This window comes from Saliniradius amylolyticus, from assembly GCF_003143555.1.
GTDB lineage: Bacteria > Pseudomonadota > Gammaproteobacteria > Enterobacterales > Alteromonadaceae > Saliniradius > Saliniradius amylolyticus.
The window spans coordinates 2,816,752-2,838,804 of sequence record NZ_CP029347.1 but is presented as its reverse complement, the minus strand read 5'-3'; the positions used below and the strand labels follow the sequence as shown (position 1 = coordinate 2,838,804).

Annotated in this window: 17 protein-coding genes; 8 read left to right on the top strand and 9 right to left on the bottom strand. The window is 53.9% G+C overall.

Annotation, left to right across the window (positions count from 1 at the left end):
* Positions 1 to 4: 4 nt before the first annotated feature.
* Genes HMF8227_RS13280 through HMF8227_RS13270 form a run of 3 tightly spaced genes read left to right on the top strand, consistent with a single transcriptional unit; the run spans position 5 to position 2,763 of the window.
* On the top strand, positions 5 to 487 hold the full coding sequence (locus HMF8227_RS13280; protein WP_109340640.1) for a chemotaxis protein CheD: 483 nt from the start codon (positions 5 to 7) through the stop codon (positions 485 to 487).
* Positions 484 to 1,551 carry a protein-glutamate methylesterase/protein-glutamine glutaminase gene (locus HMF8227_RS13275; protein WP_109340639.1) on the top strand — a complete coding sequence of 356 codons (1,068 nt, stop codon included), beginning with the start codon at positions 484 to 486 and terminating at the stop codon, positions 1,549 to 1,551. Before HMF8227_RS13280 ends, HMF8227_RS13275 begins: the two co-directional genes overlap by 4 nt.
* Positions 1,552 to 1,560: 9 nt before the next feature.
* Positions 1,561 to 2,763 (top strand): EAL domain-containing response regulator, encoded by a 1,203-nt coding sequence (locus HMF8227_RS13270; protein ID WP_109340638.1) that lies wholly within the window; start codon positions 1,561 to 1,563, stop codon positions 2,761 to 2,763.
* Positions 2,764 to 2,817: 54 nt separating this feature from the next.
* Here HMF8227_RS13270 and HMF8227_RS13265 read toward each other — a convergent pair whose 3' ends face one another.
* Positions 2,818 to 4,761 carry a methyl-accepting chemotaxis protein gene (locus HMF8227_RS13265; protein WP_109340637.1) on the bottom strand — a complete coding sequence of 648 codons (1,944 nt, stop codon included), beginning with the start codon at positions 4,759 to 4,761 and terminating at the stop codon, positions 2,818 to 2,820.
* A 112-nt stretch (positions 4,762 to 4,873) separates the two neighbouring features.
* On the opposite strand from HMF8227_RS13265, the gene HMF8227_RS13260 reads away from it, so the two are divergent.
* Positions 4,874 to 7,237: a DNA polymerase II gene (locus HMF8227_RS13260; RefSeq protein ID WP_109340636.1), complete on the top strand. Its 2,364-nt coding sequence runs from the start codon at positions 4,874 to 4,876 to the stop codon at positions 7,235 to 7,237.
* On the opposite strand, the gene HMF8227_RS13255 is transcribed toward HMF8227_RS13260, so the two are convergent.
* From HMF8227_RS13255 to HMF8227_RS13225, 7 genes are read right to left on the bottom strand one after another with little or no spacing between them, the layout of a single operon-like run.
* Positions 7,219 to 8,085, bottom strand: a complete 867-nt coding sequence (locus HMF8227_RS13255) for a glutamate cyclase domain-containing protein (protein ID WP_109340635.1) — start codon at positions 8,083 to 8,085, stop codon at positions 7,219 to 7,221. The two genes, HMF8227_RS13260 and HMF8227_RS13255, sit on opposite strands and share 19 nt — an antisense overlap.
* On the bottom strand, positions 8,078 to 9,031 hold the full coding sequence (locus HMF8227_RS13250) for a 5-oxoprolinase subunit C family protein (RefSeq protein ID WP_109340634.1): 954 nt from the start codon (positions 9,029 to 9,031) through the stop codon (positions 8,078 to 8,080). The genes HMF8227_RS13255 and HMF8227_RS13250 overlap by 8 nt, the downstream gene beginning before the upstream one ends.
* Complete coding sequence (gene pxpB / locus HMF8227_RS13245; protein ID WP_109340633.1) at positions 9,028 to 9,717, bottom strand: 5-oxoprolinase subunit PxpB; 690 nt, start codon at positions 9,715 to 9,717, stop codon at positions 9,028 to 9,030. The genes HMF8227_RS13250 and pxpB overlap by 4 nt, the downstream gene beginning before the upstream one ends.
* Complete coding sequence (locus HMF8227_RS13240; RefSeq protein WP_109340632.1) at positions 9,714 to 10,445, bottom strand: 5-oxoprolinase subunit PxpA; 732 nt, start codon at positions 10,443 to 10,445, stop codon at positions 9,714 to 9,716. Before HMF8227_RS13240 ends, pxpB begins: the two co-directional genes overlap by 4 nt.
* A gap of 7 nt (positions 10,446 to 10,452) precedes the next feature.
* On the bottom strand, positions 10,453 to 11,238 hold the full coding sequence (locus tag HMF8227_RS13235) for a putative hydro-lyase (protein WP_109340631.1): 786 nt from the start codon (positions 11,236 to 11,238) through the stop codon (positions 10,453 to 10,455).
* A complete protein-coding gene (locus HMF8227_RS13230) occupies positions 11,239 to 12,435 on the bottom strand; it encodes an acyltransferase family protein (protein WP_109340630.1) in 1,197 nt (398 codons plus the stop codon).
* A complete protein-coding gene (locus tag HMF8227_RS13225) occupies positions 12,435 to 14,345 on the bottom strand; it encodes a glycoside hydrolase family 3 protein (RefSeq protein ID WP_239421312.1) in 1,911 nt (636 codons plus the stop codon). Before HMF8227_RS13225 ends, HMF8227_RS13230 begins: the two co-directional genes overlap by 1 nt.
* 151 nt (positions 14,346 to 14,496) lie before the next feature.
* On the opposite strand from HMF8227_RS13225, the gene HMF8227_RS13220 reads away from it, so the two are divergent.
* From HMF8227_RS13220 to HMF8227_RS13210, 3 genes are read left to right on the top strand one after another with little or no spacing between them, the layout of a single operon-like run.
* The gene (locus HMF8227_RS13220; RefSeq protein ID WP_109340629.1) at positions 14,497 to 16,095 is read left to right on the top strand and encodes a sodium:solute symporter; all 1,599 of its coding nucleotides are present in this window, start codon (positions 14,497 to 14,499) and stop codon (positions 16,093 to 16,095) included.
* Positions 16,096 to 16,118: 23 nt separating this feature from the next.
* Entirely contained in the window at positions 16,119 to 17,075 is a 957-nt protein-coding gene (murQ, locus tag HMF8227_RS13215; protein WP_109340628.1) for an N-acetylmuramic acid 6-phosphate etherase, read from the top strand.
* Positions 17,075 to 18,286 (top strand): exo-beta-N-acetylmuramidase NamZ family protein, encoded by a 1,212-nt coding sequence (locus HMF8227_RS13210; RefSeq protein WP_109340627.1) that lies wholly within the window; start codon positions 17,075 to 17,077, stop codon positions 18,284 to 18,286. The genes murQ and HMF8227_RS13210 overlap by 1 nt, the downstream gene beginning before the upstream one ends.
* Here the strand turns inward: HMF8227_RS13210 and HMF8227_RS13205 are convergent.
* Complete coding sequence (locus HMF8227_RS13205) at positions 18,283 to 19,137, bottom strand: MurR/RpiR family transcriptional regulator (protein ID WP_109340626.1); 855 nt, start codon at positions 19,135 to 19,137, stop codon at positions 18,283 to 18,285. The genes HMF8227_RS13210 and HMF8227_RS13205 overlap by 4 nt on opposite strands.
* Positions 19,138 to 19,241: 104 nt before the next feature.
* Between HMF8227_RS13205 and HMF8227_RS13200 the strand changes: the two genes are divergently transcribed.
* Entirely contained in the window at positions 19,242 to 22,052 is a 2,811-nt protein-coding gene (locus tag HMF8227_RS13200; protein WP_109340625.1) for an FAD-binding and (Fe-S)-binding domain-containing protein, read from the top strand.
* The last annotated feature ends 1 nt before the right edge of the window (position 22,053 follow it).

The window sequence follows — 22,053 nt, the reverse complement described above, 5'->3', positions numbered from 1 at the left end:
ACTCATGAATAAGAAAGTGTATCTCGCCCCAGGCGAGTTTGTTATCGGTAATGCCAGTCAGCGCCTTTATTCAACGGTATTGGGGTCCTGCGTATCGGTGATCATGTTTGATCCGGCTAAGCGTTTTTATGCCATGTGCCACTACTTGATGGTGGGCGAAACCTCACGTCCCAGTCCTGAACTGGTAGGGCGTTATGGCAGCTTTATCTTGCCGAGCTTTCATAAACACGTTCTGAGACGCGGGATAGACCCTGCTGAACTTGAAGTGAGTTTGATTGGAGGCGCGACAAGCGCCAACGCTCAGGGACTGTCAGCCCATTACCGGGTTGGTGAGCGTAATGTCGACTACGGTTTTCGTTTCCTTGAGCATTATGGCTACTCCATATCCCTACAGGATGTGGGGGGCATCAATGGCCGCCGGGTTAAGTTCAATGCCGACAGTGGTGAAGTTAATGTAGAGACCTTCAGTGGGGTTAAGACGGCATGAGTAAAGACAAGATTCGTGTATTAGTGGTCGACGACTCGGCGGTTGTCCGTCAGATGCTGACCAGTATTCTGGATGAGCAGCCGGATATCGAGGTGATCGGTGCGGCGGCGGACCCGTATTTTGCCGTGGATAAAATGCGTGGCAACTGGCCAGATGTCATTACTCTGGATGTGGAAATGCCACGCATGGACGGCATTACCTTCCTGCGAAAGATTATGGCCTCGCGGCCCACGCCTGTGGTGATCTGTTCCTCGCTGACCGAGGAAGGTGCCGAAACCACTCTGGAGGCCATGAGTGCGGGTGCCGTGTCGATTTTTACTAAGCCCCAGGTTGGTGTTAAGGGCTTCCTGCAGAGCACCAAGGCTCAGCTGGTGGAGGCGGTGCGTACCGCCGCCCAGGCTAAGCCTAAGAATGCTAAGGTGGGTAGTGGTAACGACCGCGAGCATAGAACGCCCGTTGTCAAACGTACCTCGATGGCCAAGACTACCGAGAGCGTCATGTGCATTGGTACCTCTACCGGAGGCACCTCGGCATTGGAGCAGATTCTCACACGTTTGCCGGTGACTGCACCAGGCATGGTGATTGTCCAGCACATGCCGGAGAAATTTACCGCCGCCTTCGCCAGTCGTTTAGATAAGCTCTGTCAGATTCAGGTAAAGGAAGCGCAAGACGGCGACCGTGTCCGCCCGGGGCTTGCTCTGATTGCCCCTGGAGCGCAACACATGAGCCTTAAACGCAGCGGCGCCTTTTACTATGTTGGGGTTAAGCCCGGGCCTGCAGTGAATCGACACTGTCCCTCAGTGGATGTGCTATTTAAAAGCGCCGCCAAGGTAGCGGGCAAAAATGCCGTTGGTTTTATTCTTACCGGTATGGGCGATGATGGTGCCAGGGGGCTACTGGAAATGCGTGAGGCCGGCGCGATGACCTATGCTCAGGATGAGGCCACCAGTGTGGTATTCGGTATGCCTAAAGAAGCTATCAAGCGTCAGGCTGTTCCCGAGGGTAATGTGATTCCTCTGGACAGTGTGGCAGAACTTATTGTCCAGTACAGTCAGACAAAGTAGGTTGAATCGATGGGACAATTGTCAGTATTAGTCGTTGAAGACAGTGCCGCGCAGCGGCAATTTACAATGGATCTGTGCTGTGCGGTCGGCGCCACTGAAGTTGAAGGGGCTGAAAACGGCCGTGTCGCGTTGGATATGATCGATGAGCGCGAGCACGACTACGATATTTTAATATGCGACCTGGAGATGCCGGATCTCAATGGTATAGAAATGATTAACTTGTTGGCGAGTCGTCAGACGCATTCGGCGCTGATTATCGTCAGTGGTCGCGAACAGAGTCTGATCTCCGCCGTAGAATTAATGGCGCGAACAGCGGGCCTGTGGGTGTTGGGAGGAGTGCAAAAACCGCTCACAGAGGCATTGCTAAAACAGCAGATGGAGGATTATTTTCGTCAGGCCAGTCAAAGCATCAGTACCGATACGACGAAAAATTCAAAATCAGTGCCTCTGGAAGAACTGGAACAGGCGCTGGATGAAGGGAATTTCGTATTACACTACCAGCCTAAAATGAGTATGCAAACCGGCAAACTCAGTGGAGTGGAAGCCTTGGTGCGTCTTAGGCGAGGCGAGCGAGACATCATCTTCCCTGGGGATTTTATCCCTCAATGTGAGCAAAATGGCCTGATTGACCGGCTTAGCTATGAAGTGGTGCAACTGGCGGCGACGCAGCAACAGCGTTGGATGGAGTTAGGCCTGGATACTAAGGTCTCAGTCAATCTGTCGGCGGTGTCTTTTGATAATGATCAGTTCTCGCAGGACGTCTTAGATCTAATACAACAGTCCAAGATTGATACCGAGCACATGATTTTTGAGGTCACCGAGTCTGAAGTGATTACGGATATGGCAAAGGCGCTATCCATTCTAACGCGTTTGCGCTTGTCCGGTTGCGGTCTGTCCATTGACGACTTTGGTACCGGCCATTCGTCGGTCAAGCAATTGACCCAGATCCCCTTCACCGAGCTTAAAGTCGACCGCAGTCTTATAGAAGGTATCGCCAGCAAAAAGCACTTACAGGTCATTTTCGAAAGTACCCTGTCTATGTGCAATAAACTTGGGCTTAGTATTGTTGCCGAAGGCATCGAAAAGAAAGAAGACTGGGATTACCTAAAGCGCAACGGCTGCCATGTCGGTCAGGGCTATTATTACGCACCGCCCATGCCTGAGTCTGACTTGCTTGGCTGGTGGCAGGCGGGTATGCCGGCCCTGACCTGACTAAACAAGGCTTCGCGGGGCGCTTGCTGCCCCGCTTAAACAGTGCTCCGAGGTCTAGACCTTAAACTGCCTGACCACCGCTTGCATGTGCAGTGCTTGTTCTTTAAGCCGCTTGATCTCGGCCAGGTCCGTTTCGGCGTTGTCATAGATGCTGGACGCGGTATCGGCGATAATTTGGGCCGATTCGTTGATATGTTCGACCACGGAGGCTTGCTGCTCGGTTGCTGATGCCACCTGGTGGTTGCCATCATTAATTTGTTCAAATTTCGCTTTGACGGCCGACAAGGAGTCGGTGCAGCTCTGGGCCTGTTGTGACAAATCGGCACTTTGCTCGGCTCCCTGGACAATCGCTTGCTTCGACTGTATCGCCGAAGACTGCAACTGCTCAATCTGATCGCGGATTTCGGCAGTAGAGTCCTGAGTTCTGCTGGCCAGTGTCCGTACTTCGTCAGCGACTACGGCGAAGCCACGGCCCTGCTCGCCTGCTCTGGCCGCTTCAATAGCTGCATTCAGAGCCAACAGATTAGTCTGTTCTGAAATACCACTGATCACATCCACCACAGAGTTAATCGATTCAGCCTGATTCGCCAATTCGCTCATGATCTGCTCGGTACTCTGCATGGCCGTCGCCAGGTTATGCATGGTTGTGGCAACATCGAGCATGGTGGTATTGGTTTGATTTACCTCTGACACCGCCTGCTCCGTATCGGTGGCCGTTTTGTGTGCCACCGAAGACACTTCACTGATCGTCTGCCCCATTTGGTTCATGGCGGTGGCTACCTGCTCGGTCTGTGCCTTCTGTGAGCTGGAATCTGACACGGTCTGGTTAGCCCCCTGTTCAAGCTTTTCCATTCCCTGAGTGATGACCTGCTCCGAGCTCTGTATCTCGCTGACCAAATCGGCAAGTTTGGCCAAAATAGCGTTAAAACCTGCGGCCAGTTGGCCCAGTTCATTGTCGGCACTGTCGTCCAGTCTTTGAGTGAGGTCGCCACCATCACCGGACATGCGCTTTAAGCTGTCGGCCACCGATTGCACAGAAGCACTGACCTTGCGGGCAAATACGAAGGCCAAGCCAATAAACAGTGCGGCGATAACCAACGTAATGGCGGTGGATAAGCCGATGATACCGTTTACCTGTCCGCTGACTTCCGAGCGCGGCAATAAGGTGACGATCTTCCAGCCCTGTTGCTCTAACTCTGTAACGGCAATGTACTGTTCAATATCGCCCACATCCCGTTGAAAAACTCTGAATTCGCCGCTGCTCCGAAGTATCTCGGAATGGATGTTTCGATACTGCGAGACGGCTTTTACTGACTTGCCAATCAGAGCATTATTTCGGTGTGCGGCGATAGTGCCTTGCTCATCCAACAGGAACATGTAGCCGTTCTCACCTACCTGAGTTTGATTCACTAACTTGGAGATGTCGGACACATCGAACCCCAGGCCCGCGGCACCAATGTCTCCATTGCTGCGACTGGTCACCCTGGCATTAATGAAAACGATTAAGTCGCCTGTACTTTCTGATACGTCCAGGGCCAACTCGGTCCTTTTTCCCGACGCCATAAAGTCGTAAAACCACTGGTCGCGCTCTGCCGTTCGGGATACCTGCTTAAACAAGCCATCCTGGTTGTAATAATTTCCTGTTGGCATAGAGACCCAGAACGCTGCTACTGCATTGTAATCGCGAACAAAATCATTAAGGAACTCAATCAACTCACCTCTTTGGGCATCGGGCTCGCCCTGGGCTACCCAGCGGTGTACATAGGTATTATTGGCGATGGCCTCAGACAGTGCGATGGGTTGTTGCAGGCGCTCCAGTATCTGAGCTTTCGCTCGCCCCACCAGGTTGGGCAAATGCTCTTGTTCGGTGACGTCATAGAACATACTGGAAAACTGACTGATATTAATCAGGGTGGACAGTGCTGTGGTCGACAGTAAGGCAATAACCATAGCACCTGCGACCGCATTTTTGATGGTTAACTGTTGAATGATCGACATTGGGGAGACTATTCCTGGCGCATATTCACATGTTATTAGACTAGAGGGATTTTCAGGGAATTGGCAATAATGTGGGCGGTTTCCTGATAAAATCCTCGCCCGAGGAGGAAAGATGCCCCAGTCCACTACCATCAGCGGTTTTATTCTAAGCCGGCACCTGCTGTCAACGCCTGAGGGCGTCGCCGTGGGCCTCTGGCTTTTAACTGATGAGGGGCCTGCCTATGTTCAGAGCGCGCCGCAAAAGCTGAGCTTTTTTATTGTCTCCAGCCAACAGAATCAGGCCGAAGAGACCTTGAATCGGGCTGGCCTGAAGGCGGGTTGTCGGGCGCTGGAGCTGACGACCTTTGAGCAGCAGCCCGTCTCTGCCTGTTATTTTGACTCGCCGCGTAGCTTTTATCAGGCCAGAAAACTGCTCCAGAGTCAGGGGCTGGTGCTTTATGAGGCGGATATCCGGCCGGTGGATCGCATCCTGATGGAGCGTTTTATCTATGGTGCGGTAACGGCGAGCGGAAGGCCCGACGAGTCGGGACCTTATCCTATGCTTCTCGATGCAAAGCTCAGTCCGGCGAAGACCATCCCGGCTTTTAAGGTTTTGTCTCTGGATGTGGAATGCAGCGCCCAGGGAGAGCTCTATTGTATCGGTCTGGTCGGCGCCCAGTTTAGTCGGGTGCTGATGATTGGTGAGCCCGAGAGTACGCGTCAGGATATTGTCTGGCTGGATCACGAAGCCGACTTACTACAAGCATTTGTCAGTCAAATCCACCAATTAGACCCGGACATTATCACTGGCTGGAATGTGGTTAATTTCGACTTCCGCCTGCTGCTAAAGCGGGCCCGGAGGTATGGCATTCCATTGACATTGGGACGAGACAACAGTGAGCCTGAGTGGCGTGAAACTCAAGGTGACAGTGAGCTGGGTTTTATTGGCATTGCCGGTCGCGTGGTGGTGGATGGCATCGATGCCCTGAAAACGGCCACCTATCAATTTGATTCCTTTAGCCTGGAATCGGTGGCACGGGCACTGCTGGGTAAAGGTAAGGCGGTAGACAATGTGCAGGACCGTCTGAGTGAGATCGAGCACAACTTTCATCACAACAAACGTCAACTGGCCAAGTACAATCGTCAGGATTGCCAGCTGGTGTTAGATATAATGCGTAAGACCCGGCTGCTACCGTTTCTAGCGCTGCGCAGCCGGCTGACGGGGTTGGAGCTGGATCGCTCCGGCGGCTCGGTGGCGGCCTTTACCAACTTGTATTTACCCAAGTTACATCGCGCCGGTTACGTGGCCCCTAACCTGCCTGCCGATGGAGGTTTGGCCAGCCCCGGGGGCTACGTGATGAGCTCCAGACCTGGCCTCTATGACCATGTGCTGGTGTTGGACTATAAGAGTCTGTATCCCTCAATTATCCGTACCTTTAAGATCGACCCCCTTGGTCTGGTGGAAGGGTTGAAACAACCAGAAACGGCAATTCCAGGCTTTAAGGGCGCGGCCTTCTCCCGCGAGCAACACTTTCTGCCTGCCATCATCCAGCGCCTGTGGCAGCAGCGGGATGAGGCCAAAAAGGCCGGTGACCAGGCCCGTTCTCAAGCTATCAAGATTTTAATGAACTCATTTTATGGCGTGCTGGGTTCGGGGGGGTGTCGGTTTTATGATACCCGCCTTGCCAGTTCTATTACCCTGCGCGGTCATGAAATCATGCAGACCACTGCCGATTGGATCCGTGAGCAGGGCTATGAGGTGATCTATGGCGACACCGACTCGACCTTTGTGTGGTTAAACCAGGCAGTGACCGACAAAGAGGCCAGGCAAATCGGTCGACGCCTGGCGCAAGAGATCAATCAGCGTTGGCGCAGCAAGTTGGCCGAAGAACTGGCGCTGGAGTCCGATCTGGAAATGGAATTCGAGACCCACTTTCGACGCTTTTTAATGCCCACCATTCGGGGCTCTGAGCAGGGTAGTAAGAAACGATACGCAGGGTTAAAGGTAACACCGGATGGTCAGACTGAGCTGGTGTTTAAGGGCCTGGAGTCGGTTCGATCCGACTGGACCGAATTGGCCCGCCAGTTTCAGCATGAGCTGTACAGGCGTGTATTCGAACAACAACCGGTGGGGGATTATATCCGTACACTGGTGGCACGGGTGCGCGCAGGGGAATGTGACGAGCAACTGGTTTATCGAAAGCGCCTGCGGCGTAAGTTGGATGATTATAAGCGCAATATTCCGCCCCATGTTCGGGCCGCACGTTTAGCCGACCGTCTGAATCAGCAGCAAGGTAAGCCCAGGCAATATCAGCGCAAGGGGTGGATCCGGTACTTCATCACTGTGAGTGGCCCCGAGCCACTGGAGTATCACAGTAGCGCCATTGACTACGAACATTATATTGAGCGGCAGATTCGGCCAGTGGCCGATGCGGTTTTGCCGTTCATCGGCGAGGACTTTGAGCGTATCACCGCCGCTCAGTTGGGACTGTTCTGATCCTGGAAGGTCGCCACAGTCTGACGTATGTCAGCGATTAACGCCTCGCCCGCACTAAAACACAGGCTGTCTTCCGTCAGGGTGTTCTCACGAGTGACACCGTCGACACTGCCTCTTTCAGACAGGTACTCCAGGATAGCCTTAGGCGTTATATCCTCAAGCAGATCCCGAGCCAGTAGTTGACCCAACATGGCCAGAATGCCGTAGGGCGCCCAGTTGGACACATCGGCCACCACCAGCTCGTCGCAGCCGGTGGCGCAGGGAATAATATTTAGCTTTCGTAGCGCATCGTACTGGTTGCCCATACCGATTTCATTGCCGCCATCGCCGATGGCAATGGTGGGGCACTCAGCGTCCAGCACAAAGTAATCGAAACAGGCGCAGCGTTCGGAAATATCCTCTCCGCGCATATTGGTGTAGCGGTTATCCGCCGATAAGCCGGGGCGCTCAATGGACAGCACCACTGAGGGCTTTAGTGTGGCCAGGTGCGCATGGGTTTCGGCCCGGGCTCTATCCAGCTGGTTAACCTTAAGCTGCAGGCAGCGATAGTCGTTCTGGATGGCAGTAAACAAGGGATCGCCGCAGGCCAGAACGGGTGTATAACCCACTTTTTGCAATGCCTGATACAGGGCAATGGCCCCGACAGGCCCATCAGTTTCAAATGTTGTAGTGACCGGGAAACCGGTGCCGATAATAATGGTCCCTACATTCTCGGCCAGTATCCGGGCAGCCCTAAGCAGGTAACCAGGCCGCATCTGGGCCTGCAATTGTTGCATCCCCCTGAGGTTACGCTGTACCAGCAGGGCCTCCAGCCTGTGGCTCAAGGCTCCCAGGTTGTCCTCACTCATCCACCGGCTCCAGTTTATTAAGAATATTGGCCAGTTTGACCTTTTGCAGATGCAACAGACTCTGTGCCTCGTTGACGCTGATGGCCTCGAAGCGGACCCTGGCACCGGGCCGGCATTGGGCTAAGCGCGCGCAATCCAGTGACAACACCGAGCCAATCTTGGGGTAGCCACCGATGGTCTGGCGATCGCAGAGCAGCACAATGGGTTGACCGTCGCCGGGTACCTGCACCGCCCCGGGGGCAATACCCTCGGAGTACATCTCGGTCAGGTCACAGGGAATGGCCGGGCCTGACAAACGATAGCCCATGCGGTCAGCCTGATCGCTGACCTTATAGCTACTGGTATAAAAAATCTGACGATTCACCGGCGAGAAGTAATCCACCTGATAGCTTGGCACGATGCGTAAGGTTAGCTCGTCCGGATACTCGGGACGCCAGCACTCGGGTAATCGCCTCAGTGGCGTGTCTGTGGTGGCTGTGGCGGGAAAGCTGAGTGTATCGCCGGGCTGAAGTGGTCCGCCATTCAGACCGCCAATACCTTCCCGAATAACGGTGGCGGTACTGCCAAACTGCTCGGTCACGTCAAAGCCACCTTTTATGGCCACATAGCTGCGAACGCCACTCTGACAGTAGTCCAGAGCGACCCTGTCGCCCTGCTTCAATTGCAGGGTCTGCCATAAGGGGGCGGGCTCGTCATTGATGGTCAGCGGCATCGGAGCGCCCGTAACGCAGATTATAGTGTCGGCGTCGATGGTGAACTCCAGGCCCCCCATGGTGACTTCGATGGCGGTGGCGTTGGCATCATTGCCAAGCAGCGCGTTGGCCATATCGAAGGCCGGACGATCGGCCGGACCTCCGGCACTGAGCCCGATATGGGCCTGGGCAAAACGGCCACCGTCAGTAACAAAAGCCATAATCCCCGGAGTGTGTATCTGCAAGGTATTCATAATTGTCCTCCCTTGGCCAGGAAGGTCTCTTTATTGATGGCGTAAAAACGCACCCGGTCGCCCACGCTGACCGGCACCGGACGGGTGGCGGTTTTATCGAACATGGGGGTCGGACAACGGCCGATGATATTCCAGCCGCCCGGAGACGCCTTGGGGTAGATAGCGGTCTGGCGATCGGCGATGCCCACTGCTCCCTGAGGAACTTTCTTGCGGGGGGTCTCCAGCCGGGCCGAGGCAATGCGACCATCTACTTCACCCATATAGGCAAAGCCCGGCGAGAAGCCAATGGCGTAAACCCGATATTCCTGTTGCTGGTGCAGTTCAATAATGTCATCAATAGGGATGCGGGTTCGGTCGGAGATCCGCTCCAGATCCCAGCCCACCTCTTTACCATAATACACTGGCAGCTCGACCAGTTTACCATCCTTGTGTTCATGCTCACCCAATTCGGTAAGGACGTCACGGATTTCCCGATGGATATAATAATGGTCTCGCACCAATGGCCGGTAGATGATCAGAATTGAGGTGAACGAGGGAATTAAGTCCACCAGACAGTCGCCCAGGTGCTCACGCAGCCTTGGAAGCATGGCCGCGATCTGATCGGAGACTTCGGTACAAGGGTTCTTGGCCAGATAGACGATAACGGCATCTTCTCCGGCATCGAAAATCTTAGGGTAGGCGCTCATAGTGATGACAGCAGCTCCCGAATTCGTTTCACCATAGCAACCGCGTGCGGATTGTCACCATGCACGCACAGGGTATCGGCGTTAAGGGGTAACTCGCTACCATCGGCCGCCACCACGACACCTTTGCTGAACAGGCTCTGGACTTGCTCCAGGGTTTGCTCGTCGTCTAAAACAGCGCCTTCTTCACTGCGAGGGGTCAGATAGCCGTGTTCGGTATAACGGCGATCGGCAAAGGCTTCCAGATACAGTTCGATGCCGTACTGTTCTGCTTTGTTGCGGTAGTGAGTAGCATCGCCGGTAGCCAGCATCATCAGAGTCAGTGGCTGTGGGTAGCAGGCTAAAGCGGCAAACACGGCATCACAGATGGCGTCATCTTTTATCATGTCATTGTACAGGGCACCATGCGGCTTGACGTAGCTAAGCCTGGCGCCCTGCGCCGCAGCCAAGGCCCCGAGAGCGCCTACCTGATAATGCAGACAATGGATAATTTGATCGGTAGTCATAGGAATAGACCGACGGCCGAAGCCTTGCATATCCGGATAGCCTGGATGGGCGCCAATCTCGACGCCATGCTCCACAGCCATCGCCAGGGTATGGGCCATCACATCGGGATCACCGGCGTGAAAACCGCAGGCAATATTGGCTTGGTCAATATAGGGCATGACCTGATCGTCCAGACCCATCTTCCAGCTGCCAAAACCTTCGCCAAGATCACAATTGAGTTTCATGATTCTCCTATAACATCGATAATTGACTGTTGCGCAAGTCGGTAATCAGCATACAGCCCGGGCTGTGGGTGATACAGACGGGAGGCTTGGCGTTTTGGATCGCTAACTGGGGTGTGACACCGCAGGCCCAGAATACCGGCAACTCGTCGTCGCCAATGGTTACCGCATCACCATAATCCGGTTGCTGTAGATCATTAATGCCAATCAAGGTTGGGTCGCCTAAGTGCACCGGCGCGCCGTGAACCTGGGGAAACCGGCTGCAAATCTGTATGGCACGAATGGCATCAGCGGCTTTCATCGGCCGCATACTGACGACCATATTACCATGGAACGGCCCCGCTGACTGACAGGGAAGGTTGGTTTTATACATGGGCACATTCACGCCTTCGGTGATGTTGCGCACCTCTAGCTGATTATCCAGCAGTGCCTCTTCAAAGGAAAAAGAACAGCCCAGTAAGAAGCTGACCCAGTCCTGCCTCCATAGCGCGGTTAAATCGGTGATCTGCTGCTGATGCCGGCCATGTTCGAACACCTCGTAGGCGGGGAAGTCGGTACGGATATCGATGCCTTCCCCGGCATCGGTGACGGCAAAGTCGCCGGGCTTATCGGCCATGGCGATGAGCGGGCAAGGCTTGGGGTTACGCTGACAGAAGCGCAGAAAATCATTGGCGTAATCGGCCGGCAGCACCACCAGGTTGCACTGTACAAAGCCAGGTGCCAGGCCAGATGTGTTACCGGTAATCTCGCCCCGTCGAATTTGCTCGCGCACCTGCGCGGCCGAAGTTTGTGTCATCTATACCTTCCAGAACCAGTGATTGCGATACATCCAATACATTAAAATGTACGATACCAAAAGAAACAGTATCCCATACGCCAAAGACCCAATGTAATTCCCTAAATGGGGGGCAAGCAGGGTTTGATAAAACGCGCCTTTGAGGCTCTGCTCGCCCCAAGGCAACATTATGACGAGGCGACCTGCAACGCCGGCAAACATAAAGAAAGCGATGGCATTGGCACCAAACACGATAAAAGGTGCGCACCAGCGGCGATAGCCCCGGTCGTCGATAAGCCACAGACACAGCGCCAGGCTGACGCAGGCCCAGCCGCTTGATAATACCACAAAACTGGGGGTCCATAAGGCTTTGTTGATGGGCATTACGGCCGACAAGCTTTGTCCCGCGATAACCAGAATCGCTCCTAAGCCTAACAGGTAGCGGATCTTGTCAGTGAGTGAATGCTGACCTTGCATATACTGTCCGATAAGCACCCCGCTCAGACAGGTCGCGATGGCAGGCAGGGTACTCAACAGGCCTTCAGGATCGAAGCTAAAGGGCTGGGCGTCGCTGTAATACACATGACCCGGCCCCAAGAGTTGGTGATCTACCCAGGCGGCCAGACTGTTGCCAAACTGATACAGCCCTTGGAAGGTATTGCCATGGTTATCGGCGTAAGGTACCCAGGTCATCAGAACCCAATAGCCTAATAACAAGCCCAGACACCAAATAAGCTGACCACGCCAGCGCCAGTTGAGCACAATCAGTACTGTAGCCAGATAGACCAGTCCAATGCGCTGTAAAACCCCGGGTAGTCGTATGCTGAGCAGTTGATCCTCGAGCCAACTAAAATTCGGGTCGTTAACCCGATAGTAAAACAGCGCCAGAAACCAGCCCAGTAACAGTAGCTTAATGGTGCGTACCAAGGCTTGTTTAAGCAACTGAGCTGAGTTTTTGCCCTTAGCCCGCTGCGCGCTGAAAGAAAGGGTTATGGCAATGCCGACAATAAAGATAAAAAACGGAAAGATAAGATCGGTCGGCGTCCAGCCATGCCAGTCGGCGTGTTTCAGTGGCCAATACATATAGGACCAACTGCCAGGGTTATTCACCAATATCATTGCAGTAATAGTGATACCCCGCAATGCATCGACAGCCAGTAACCGGTTCCCCGGCGTGGCTGCAAGGATCCCCTCCAAGTGACGGTACAGCCAGGCCATCAGTGATTACCCAGTGTGACGGGCAGTTGCCCCTGGGGCTCTAATTGCCCCAACAATGTCCGGGCCAGGGCATCGAAAATCGGGCTCATGGCCAGCAGTCGACCCTGCTGATCCTGTTTGAAGTAGACGTTGTAGGCGAAGCTCGCTAATACAGCATCGGCCTGGTCGGCGATGCGCTCAATGTCATAAGGCGCGCGCAGGCTGATAAAGGTGACTGGTTTACCTTTGTCTTTGGCGATCTGAATAAGCTCTGGGAGTATCTTTTGCTGGTCGTTATAGTTCAGGGCCTGCAAGCGAGTTTGCGTTAAATTGTCCATACCACCGCGTTCAACAGCACTCTGCCGGGGGCTGATATTGGCCATCACCACTGAGTCGGCCAGGCGGATCGCGCGAATAGCATCGGTGGCGTTGTAACTGCGCAGGCTGGTGCAGGTAACGGCATTATTACTGTAAGTTTGTAGGTGCTGACTGAGTGCTACGCACTTGGCCTTATCGGGCATTATCAGGTGAATCTGGTGGGCGCTGTCAGGCAGTGGCAAGGCATTGTTCTGATTGCGTACCTGAGTAATGGCGGCATCGGCCAGAGCTTGCTCTGTCTGCCGGTGTTTGGCGGAGGCAAGTACAGCCTCAGCTTGGGCAACCTTTACCGATAATGGCTGACGAGCCTGCTCTGCAAGCTGGTATTGCTGTTTAGTTTGAACAATCCGTTTTGCTGAGGCGAGCACTTCCTGCCGATCCAACTCGCCGCGATGCACAGCATTCACAACGGCATCGATCAGGGTTTCGACTTTATGAAGCTCACCCGGATGGCGAATCTTCACTGGCATTAGTGCCAGATCGGCTCCGGCCTTAAAGGTCTCGATCACCGCCTGAGTCGGCTCGAAAAAATGCGAGATGCCAGCCATATCCATAGCGTCGGTGGCAATCAGGCCCTTAAAACCCATCTTTTCTCTGAGCAGATCGGTGAGTATGGCGCGAGATAAAGTAGCAGGACGGATGACCTCGGAACCGTCTTTGGTGGTCAAAGTGGAGTCGTCCAGCTGCGGGTACTGAATATGCGCGGTCATCACCATAGCGGGAGAGCCTTGTTCAATCGCATGAGCGAAGGGCTTCAGGTCCACTTGTTCGATGGTGTCGCGATCGTGCTCCACTCTGGGCAAGCCAGTATGGCTGTCGACGGAGGTATCACCATGGCCGGGAAAGTGTTTAAGAGTAGCCAGTACCCCTTCAGATTGCAGTCCGTTCATCTGCGCTAAGCCGAGCTTGGCAACCGTGTTGGCATCCTCGCCAAAGGCACGCACGTTAATCACTGGGTTGTCGGGGTTCACATTCACATCTACATCGGGCGCGTGGTTAATATTAAAGCCCATCGCCTTCACCTCTTTACCCAGCAGGATGCCGGTTTGGGTAGCAAACTCAGTCCCATGCCGGGCATAGGTGGCGCCGATGGCCATATTACCGCTCAGTGTGGTGGCCATCTCGGGTGGTGTGCGCACCACCCGGCCGCCTTCCTGATCCACGCTGATAAACAGAGGATGTCCAGCATTGGAGCTTAATCCGGCTTGCTGTAGTTCATGATTAAGCCGCACGATCTGAGATTTGGACTGGATATTCTCGGCAAATAAAATGATGCCACCTAAACCAGTATCACTCACTACTTTTGCTAATTCTTCTGGCAGCTGGGTTACGCCCTGCTCGCAAGGCTCCTCAGGAGCCGGGGCCGATTCGCAAAAGTAGCGGATATCGATCATAATCTTCTGGGCCACTGCCTGGCGAAGCTCGCTGTCGACCTGCACTGTGCTGGCCTTATGGCTGCAGGCGCTGAGTCCTCCCATCATCAGTAAGGCAGTGACTTTCAGGCTGGCACGTCGCCAGTTAACAGGGATGGTACATAGCAGCGACCTTGTCATAGCGTTTTCCTCGTCTTATCCCGCATGTAAACAGAAAGTTAGTAGAATAATAAAATATTTATTATAATTCCACTTATAATGGAATTAAATATTTGGTATAAAGGTATTCAGGATACATAAGCCATCATACTGTGGCGATGTTGAGGTGACTATGCAGGTGCAATTTTTCTGGCAAGACTGGCTGGTTTTTTTAGGCTATTTCGCCGTTATGGCATTTACCGGTTGGTATTTCAGTCGTAAGCAGTCGGCCACCACTCAGGATTACTTTCTCGGTGGCAACAGCATGCCTATCTGGATGGTGGCAGTGTCGGTACTGGCGACCTCTCAGTCTGCAGCCACCTTTTTAGGTGGCCCGGATCAGGGCTATCAGGGGGACTTTAGCTACCTGGCCACAAACATTGGCGCTGCATTGGCTGCCGTCGGCGTGGCCTGGTTTCTGATTCCCAAGTTTTATCAGCTTAGGGTCACGACGGTGTATGAGCTGCTGGAAGAGCGCTTCGGGCAGCGGGCTAAGAAACAGGCGGGTCTGATGTACTTGTTTGGGCGCGTATTTGCCAGTGGTGCCCGGCTGTATATGGCGGCGATAGCCGTGTCCATGATCCTGTTTGCTAATATTGAGGCCACCAACGTAATCAGCTCGGTGTTAATCCTGGCGGTGGTGGGGCTTGCCTACTCCTTTGTAGGTGGGATTCGCTCAGTGATCTATTCGGACGTGATTCAAACCGTGGTCTATGTTGGGGCCGCCATCTTTGTGATTGCTTACTTACTGTCGGCCATTCCGGCAGATTTCGGTGAGATCATCCACGCCTTACAAAATCCGCCAGAGCGCGAGCTATCTAAGTTAACACTGTTGGATTTCCGGCTCGATTTTACCTCCTCGGGCGTGTTCACTTTTTGGTCGGCGGTGACCGGTTTTCTGCTGTTGAATATCGCGGCCTTCGGGCTGGATCAGGATATGAGTCAGCGCATGTTGAGTTGTAAGAACGCCAAAGAAGGGGCCAAGGCCCTGATCTGGTCGGTGGTAATGGTGATCCCTGTAATGGCCTTATTTATCGCCATTGGCCTGCTGTTATACATCTATTACCAGCGACCGGAACTGATGACTGGTGGCGGCGTGTTAGAGGCGGCGCCGAGCTTCAACGGCGAGGATGTCACCATCTTTATGTACTATGTGCTTAACGAGATCCCGCCGGGTATCCGTGGTCTGGTAACCGTCGGCGTGATTGCTGCGGCGCTGTCTACGTTGAACTCGGGACTAAACGCTATGTCGTCAGTATTGGTGCAGGATCTCTACCGCCCCTGGGTGGAAAAGCACCATCCGGGTAAAGAAGAAAAACACTTTGTTTTTGCAGGACAGATGGGCATGGTGGTGGCCGCCGCTGCTCTGGGCGGCATGGCTATCCTGTGTTATTTCTGGCAGCAATACTCGGAAATGCCACTGTTAGCCTTTGCCTTGAGTGTGATGGTGTTTTCCTATTGTGGGTTGCTGGGCGTGTACTTCACGACATTGTTCACTCGCCGTGGTAGTGCCTCGTCTGTGACTGCCGCACTGTTGGTGGGCTTTATGGTGCCATTGTTGATGCAGCCCTATATTCAGACACTGTACCTGCCACAGTCTCTCTACTTTAATCTTGGTTTCACGTACCAGCTTTGCCTCGGCAGTCTGATCGCCTTTCTTGTTTGTTTTGCCGGGCGTCAACAAGCGGATGTTCTGGTCAATGAGACCGCAGGCAGTGAGTTGACTCGCTAATCACCTTTTAACGGAGTATTACCATGACTCAATCAACAACGGACTCACATCAGCGTCAGTCACAGCTGATTAAACAGCTGGATACGATGGTCTCTGAGGGGCGTAACCCCGAAACCATGGACATTGATACCCTGCCGACACTGGAGGTGCTTAAAAGACTCAATGACGAGGATCAGAAGGTGGCTCCGGCAGTCAGGCAGGTTTTGCCTCAGATTGCCCAGGCGGTTGAGAAGGTTATTGCTGCTTTTGCCGATGGTGGGCGGCTGATCTACATCGGTGCCGGGACCAGTGGCCGTTTGGGCATTCTGGATGCGGTAGAATGCCCGCCGACATTCAGCGTCAGCGACCAGCTGGTGCAGGGCATCATCGCCGGGGGCGATAATGCGATTTATAAAGCCGTGGAAGGGGCCGAAGACGATCCTGAGCTGGCGGTGGACGATCTTCAAGAGGCAGGACTGAATCGAAAGGATGTACTGGTTGGCCTTGCGGCCAGCGGGCGCACGCCCTATGTCATCGCGGCGCTGAAGTATGCTAAATCCCTGGGAGCGACGGCAGTCGGAGTGACCTGCAATCCTGGCTCCCCGGTGACGGAAGAGGCACAGATCCCAATTTGTGTGGCTGTGGGACCCGAGGCATTAACCGGTTCCACCCGTCTGAAGTCAGGCAGCGCTCAGAAAATGGTGCTGAATATGCTAAGTACGGCGGCCATGATTGGTTCGGGTAAGAGTTATCAGAATCTGATGGTGGATGTAAACGCCAGCAACGAAAAGCTCTACGCCCGCGCTATTCGAATCGTTATGCAGGCCACAGACTGTGCTGAACAGGAGGCTCGTCAGGCGCTGATTGACTGTGACTATAAGGCCAAGCTGGCGATTCTGCATATTCTGACCGGTGCCGATAAAGCCGCCTCAGAGGCATTACTGAGTCAACATCGGGGTTTCTTGCGTAAGGCCGTACAAGCTCACGGAGGGGAAGCGTGATGAACTATGCCGGTCTCTTTATCGCTTTGCTAGTGACAACGGTGCTAAGTGCCTGCGGACAAAATGGTCAAACGCCAGCCAAATCAGGAGCACCCGAGCAGCCCGAGCCGATAGTGGTCGGCGCCGAGCGGACGCAAAGCTACCTGCCTCAGTTGCAAGGCAAGCGAGTGGGAATGGTGGTCAATCAAACCTCCATGGTGGGCCAGCAGCATCTGGTGGATAAGTTATTAGCCGAGGGGGTTGAGGTCAGACGCATCTTCGCCCCTGAGCACGGCTTCCGTGGTGATCACGATGCCGGGGCAAAGGTCGAGAGTGGGGTGGATCATAAGACGGGCATCGAACTGTATTCCATCTATGGTAAGACTCGCAAACCCGAGCCCGAGGCATTGGTCGATCTGGATGTGATCCTGTTCGATATTCAGGATGTGGGCGTGCGGTTTTACACCTATATCAGTTCCATGCACTATGTGATGGAAGCTGCTGCAGAGGCGGGCGTTGCCTTTATGGTGTTGGATCGTCCTAACCCTAATGGTGATTATGTCGACGGGCCGGTTCTGGAGCCAGAGTATCAATCCTTTGTGGGTATGCATCCTATTCCGCTGGTTCACGGGATGACTGTGGCCGAGCTGGCACAGATGATCCAGGGCGAAGGTTGGCTGGATACGGATAAGTCGCTCGATCTTACGGTGGTCCCCGTGGCTAATTACCAACGGGAGATGGAATATCCCTTGCCGGTTAAACCCAGCCCCAATCTCCCCAATTACAGCTCCATACGTCTCTATCCCACGTTGGGCTTTTTCGAAGCCACACCGGTTAGCATTGGCCGGGGAACAGACTTCCCCTTCCAGGTTATTGGCCATGACAAGCATTATGTCACCGACGCAGAACCTGCTTTCGCTTTTACGCCTCGCTCTATCCCCGGTGTGTCGACTCACCCTAAACTGGAAGGGGTGAAAGCGCTGGGTATGGATCTGCGCGGTCACAAGCCAGGTAGTATCCGTCTGGACATCCTGCTTAGCTGGTATCAGGCCTTTGAGCAAGCGGAGGAAACCTTTTTCACTCGCAAGGCATGGATGGACAAGCTGTCCGGGACCGATAAGTTACGGCTGGCCATTGTGAATGGTAAGACCGAACAGGAGATCCGTACACAATGGGCTGAGGGGTTAACGCGCTTTAAGCGTCAGCGTCAGCCTTACCTGTTGTATCCCTAACGGTTACGGTATTGCCGCACGACGTCGTTGGATAGTTCCAGTAACTGACGACCTCGCTCGGAGGTCTGGGTCAGCAGTATGAACAGCGTATCAAGTACAAAAGATTGGGCGGTATGAGCCAAAATGGACGATAGCCGGGCCGAGTCTTCTTCGGCCACGGTGTATAACTTACAATCGGCTTTCTTAGCGATACTGTTGTTGGCGAAGCGGGTCAGACTGATCACCGGAACCTGGTTGTCTCGGGCGATGTTAGTGACCGCTACCTCTTCCCGGGTTTCTCCTGATTCGCTGATCACAAACAGCAGATCTTCGGAGCCGTAGTTGGCCACATTCGCCATTTGCACGTGTGAGTCGCTCTCGGCCACGGCGGCCATGCCCAGCTTCTGTAACTTAAAGCTGAGATCCTGAGCCACCAGGGCCGAGCTGCCGATGCCGCAGATGAGAATTCGCTTGGCATCGAGTAGCAGTTGGCTGGCTTTTTCGTAAGCCCATTGCTCATTGGCTGCCTTTGTCTGAGTGAGTACCTTAATCTCACTGGACAGCAGCTTTTCTGACATTTCTTCGAAGGAATCGCTGAGTGAGATTTGACCGTGTAATGGTGCCGCTTGTCCTTGCTCATTCTGGCGATGCAGGCTGTCGTTGAGAGCGAACTTAAAATCCGGATAGCCCTTATAGCCCAGTTTCTGAGAGAACTTGACCACGCTGGACTGACTGACGCCGACGGTTTGTGCCAGCTTCTGGGAGGACAAATTACGGATCGATTCGGGATGCGCCAATACATAGTCGGCCAGCTTGTTCTCGTTGGCAGAGAGGCTATCGCGGATGGCTTTGATCTTAATCAGACTGGACATAGTGATGACAACTAATAAGTTATTCTTCTTTTTAGGATTATATAGTGAATAGGCCTGCCATGGTCAATGGTAACCAAAATGACTCAGAGGAGCCACAGTAACTTATGAGTGTGACAATTTCTCCCAAAATGCAGCAATTTAAGCGAAATTTACTGCAAAAACTTGGCGAATCTGCGGTTATATCGGATCTTCCCCGGCGCTTAGCATACAGCACCGACGCCAGTTTCTATCATTTGCTTCCGCAGCTAGTGGTGACTTTGAGCAACGTAGAACAGGTTCAGTGGTTAATTGAACAGGCGGCCAAGGCCGAAATTGCGCTGACCTTCCGGGCCGCCGGCACCAGCTTATCCGGTCAGGCGGTGACCGATTCGGTGCTGGTAATGTTAGACAGACACTGGCGGCAGTGGGAAATACTGGAATCCGGCAGCAAAATCCGGCTACAACCCGGAGTGATTGGTGCGCAGGCAAACCGAGCACTGGCACCACTGGGCCGTAAAATCGGTCCGGATCCGGCTTCCATCAACGCCTGCAAGGTGGGGGGTATTGCGGCGAATAATGCCTCGGGCATGTGTTGTGGGGTTAAGCAAAATAGCTATCACACTCTGTCAGACATGACAGTGGTACTGGCTGACGGTACGGTTCTGGATACCAGTAATGCTGAGAGTCTGGCCGGGTTCCGCCAATCCCATCGGACGATGCTTTCTGAGCTTTCTGCCTTACGTGAGCGCTTGTTGGCAGACCCTGAATTGACAGAGCGGGTCAGGTATAAGTATCGGCTGAAAAACACCACAGGCTATGGCATCAATGCCCTTTTGGACTACGAAGATCCTGTCGATATTCTGGCTCACCTGATGATCGGCTCTGAAGGCACTCTGGGGTTTATTGCCGACATAACTTACCACACCGTCGAACAGCCCCAGCACAGGGCGACGGGGTTATTTGTGTTTGCGGATATTCAGTCTTGTTGTGAACGGGTGACTCAACTTGCCGGGTTGTCGGTCAATGCTGTTGAACTATTGGATGCGCGGGCGCTGCGGTCGGTGTCCGATAAGCCGGGCATGCCAGACATTCAGGCCTTGACTGACCGAGGGGCCGCCCTATTGATTGAAGTGGGCGGTGCCGATGAGTCAACTTTACTAGAGCGTCAGCAACAGGTGCAGCAGTGTTTATCCCAGGCCGAGGACATGATCGCCGAGGTGAGCTTTAGTCGTGATGCTGAGGTCGCCGAGCAGCTCTGGGCGATCCGCAAGGGAACATTCCCGGCAGTCGGCGCGGTCAGGGAGGTTGGCACCACGGTAATCATTGAGGATGTGGCTTTCGATGTGGCCCGGCTGGCCGAAGGGGTGGCGGCACTGCATGAGCTGTTTGATCAATTCGGCTATCACGAGGCGATTATTTTCGGGCATGCACTGGAAGGCAATCTGCACTTTGTTTTTACTCAGGCCTTTGACACCCAGACTCAGGTCGAGCAGTACCGAGACTTTATGCAGGCGGTAAGCGAGCTGGTGGTGGGGCGTTTTGATGGTTCCCTCAAGGCCGAGCACGGCACGGGGCGCAACATGGCGCCCTTTGTACGCCATGAATGGGGTGACAAGGCTTATCAGTTAATGCAGCAAATCAAGGCATTACTCGATCCCAAAGGCATTTTAAACCCCGGAGTGGTACTCAATGATGATCCCGAGGCGCACTTAAAGCATTTAAAATCCATGCCAGAGACAGACGGACTGATCGACCATTGCATTGAATGTGGCTTCTGTGAGCCGGTATGTCCGTCTAAAGACCTGACGCTGACCCCGCGCCAGCGCATTGCCTTAAAGCGACGGTCAAAGAGCTACTCGGGCGAAGACCGGCAAATCCTGGAACAGGCTTACCAATATTTGGGGGTGGATACCTGTGCCGCCACCGGGCTTTGCGCCGAACGTTGCCCGGTGGATATCAATACCGGTGATTACATCAAGGCATTGCGAGCAAAAACCACGTCGAGCAAGGCTCGGCCTCTGGCACGCTGGGCGGCCGGTCACTTAAAGGAAACCACTGCCATCGCCCGTTTTGGCTTAAATACCCTGGGGTGGGTGCGGGATCGTATAGGGGACAATAACACCGACAAGGTGTTCAATGCTGTTAGTCGGCCATTGGGTGGGCCAACATGGTCTCCCGCCTGGCCCAAGGGGGCTAAGCGGGTATCGTCGGTTAACGCAGGTTCCACACAAACGTCGAAGGCTATCTATATTCCCAGCTGCCCAAATCGTATTTTTGGTGCGGCACCCGGGGGGCCGGATGAGCGCTCGTTGCCCGAGGTGGTTCAGTCACTTTTCGATAAGGCAGGTTGGCAAGTCATCATTCCAAACAACGTCGATCAACTGTGTTGCGGTATGCCGTTTGCCAGTAAGGGCCAGCCGGCATTAGCCCGACAAAAAAAACAAGAACTGCTCGCTGCGCTGGGTGAAGGCGCGGATATCCCTGTGTTGATCGACGCTTCTCCCTGCGCACTCCAATTACAGGATGTGGATGCTCCACGTCGGATCTATGAAACGGCCGAGTTTATGGTGCGTTTTCTCTTGCCTCACCTGACTTTGACTCCGGTGGAAGAGACCGTAGCCTTGCATGTAACCTGCAGCAGTCAAAGGCTTCACAATGGTCATTACCTCGAGCAGCTGGCCCGGGCCTGCGCCAAGGAAGTGGTGATACCTGAAGATATCCACTGCTGTGGCTTTGCCGGGGACAAAGGGTTTTTCACTCCAGAATTAAACGCCAGTGCGTTAACAGGATTGAAGGCACAGTTGCCAACCTCGGCCAGCTATGGCATTTCGAACAGTCGTACTTGTGAGATTGGCTTGCAACAGCATGGCGCGCTGCCCTACCAGTCTGTTCTATACTTGCTGGACCGGGTCTGTCATCCCAGAACGTCGGGATGAG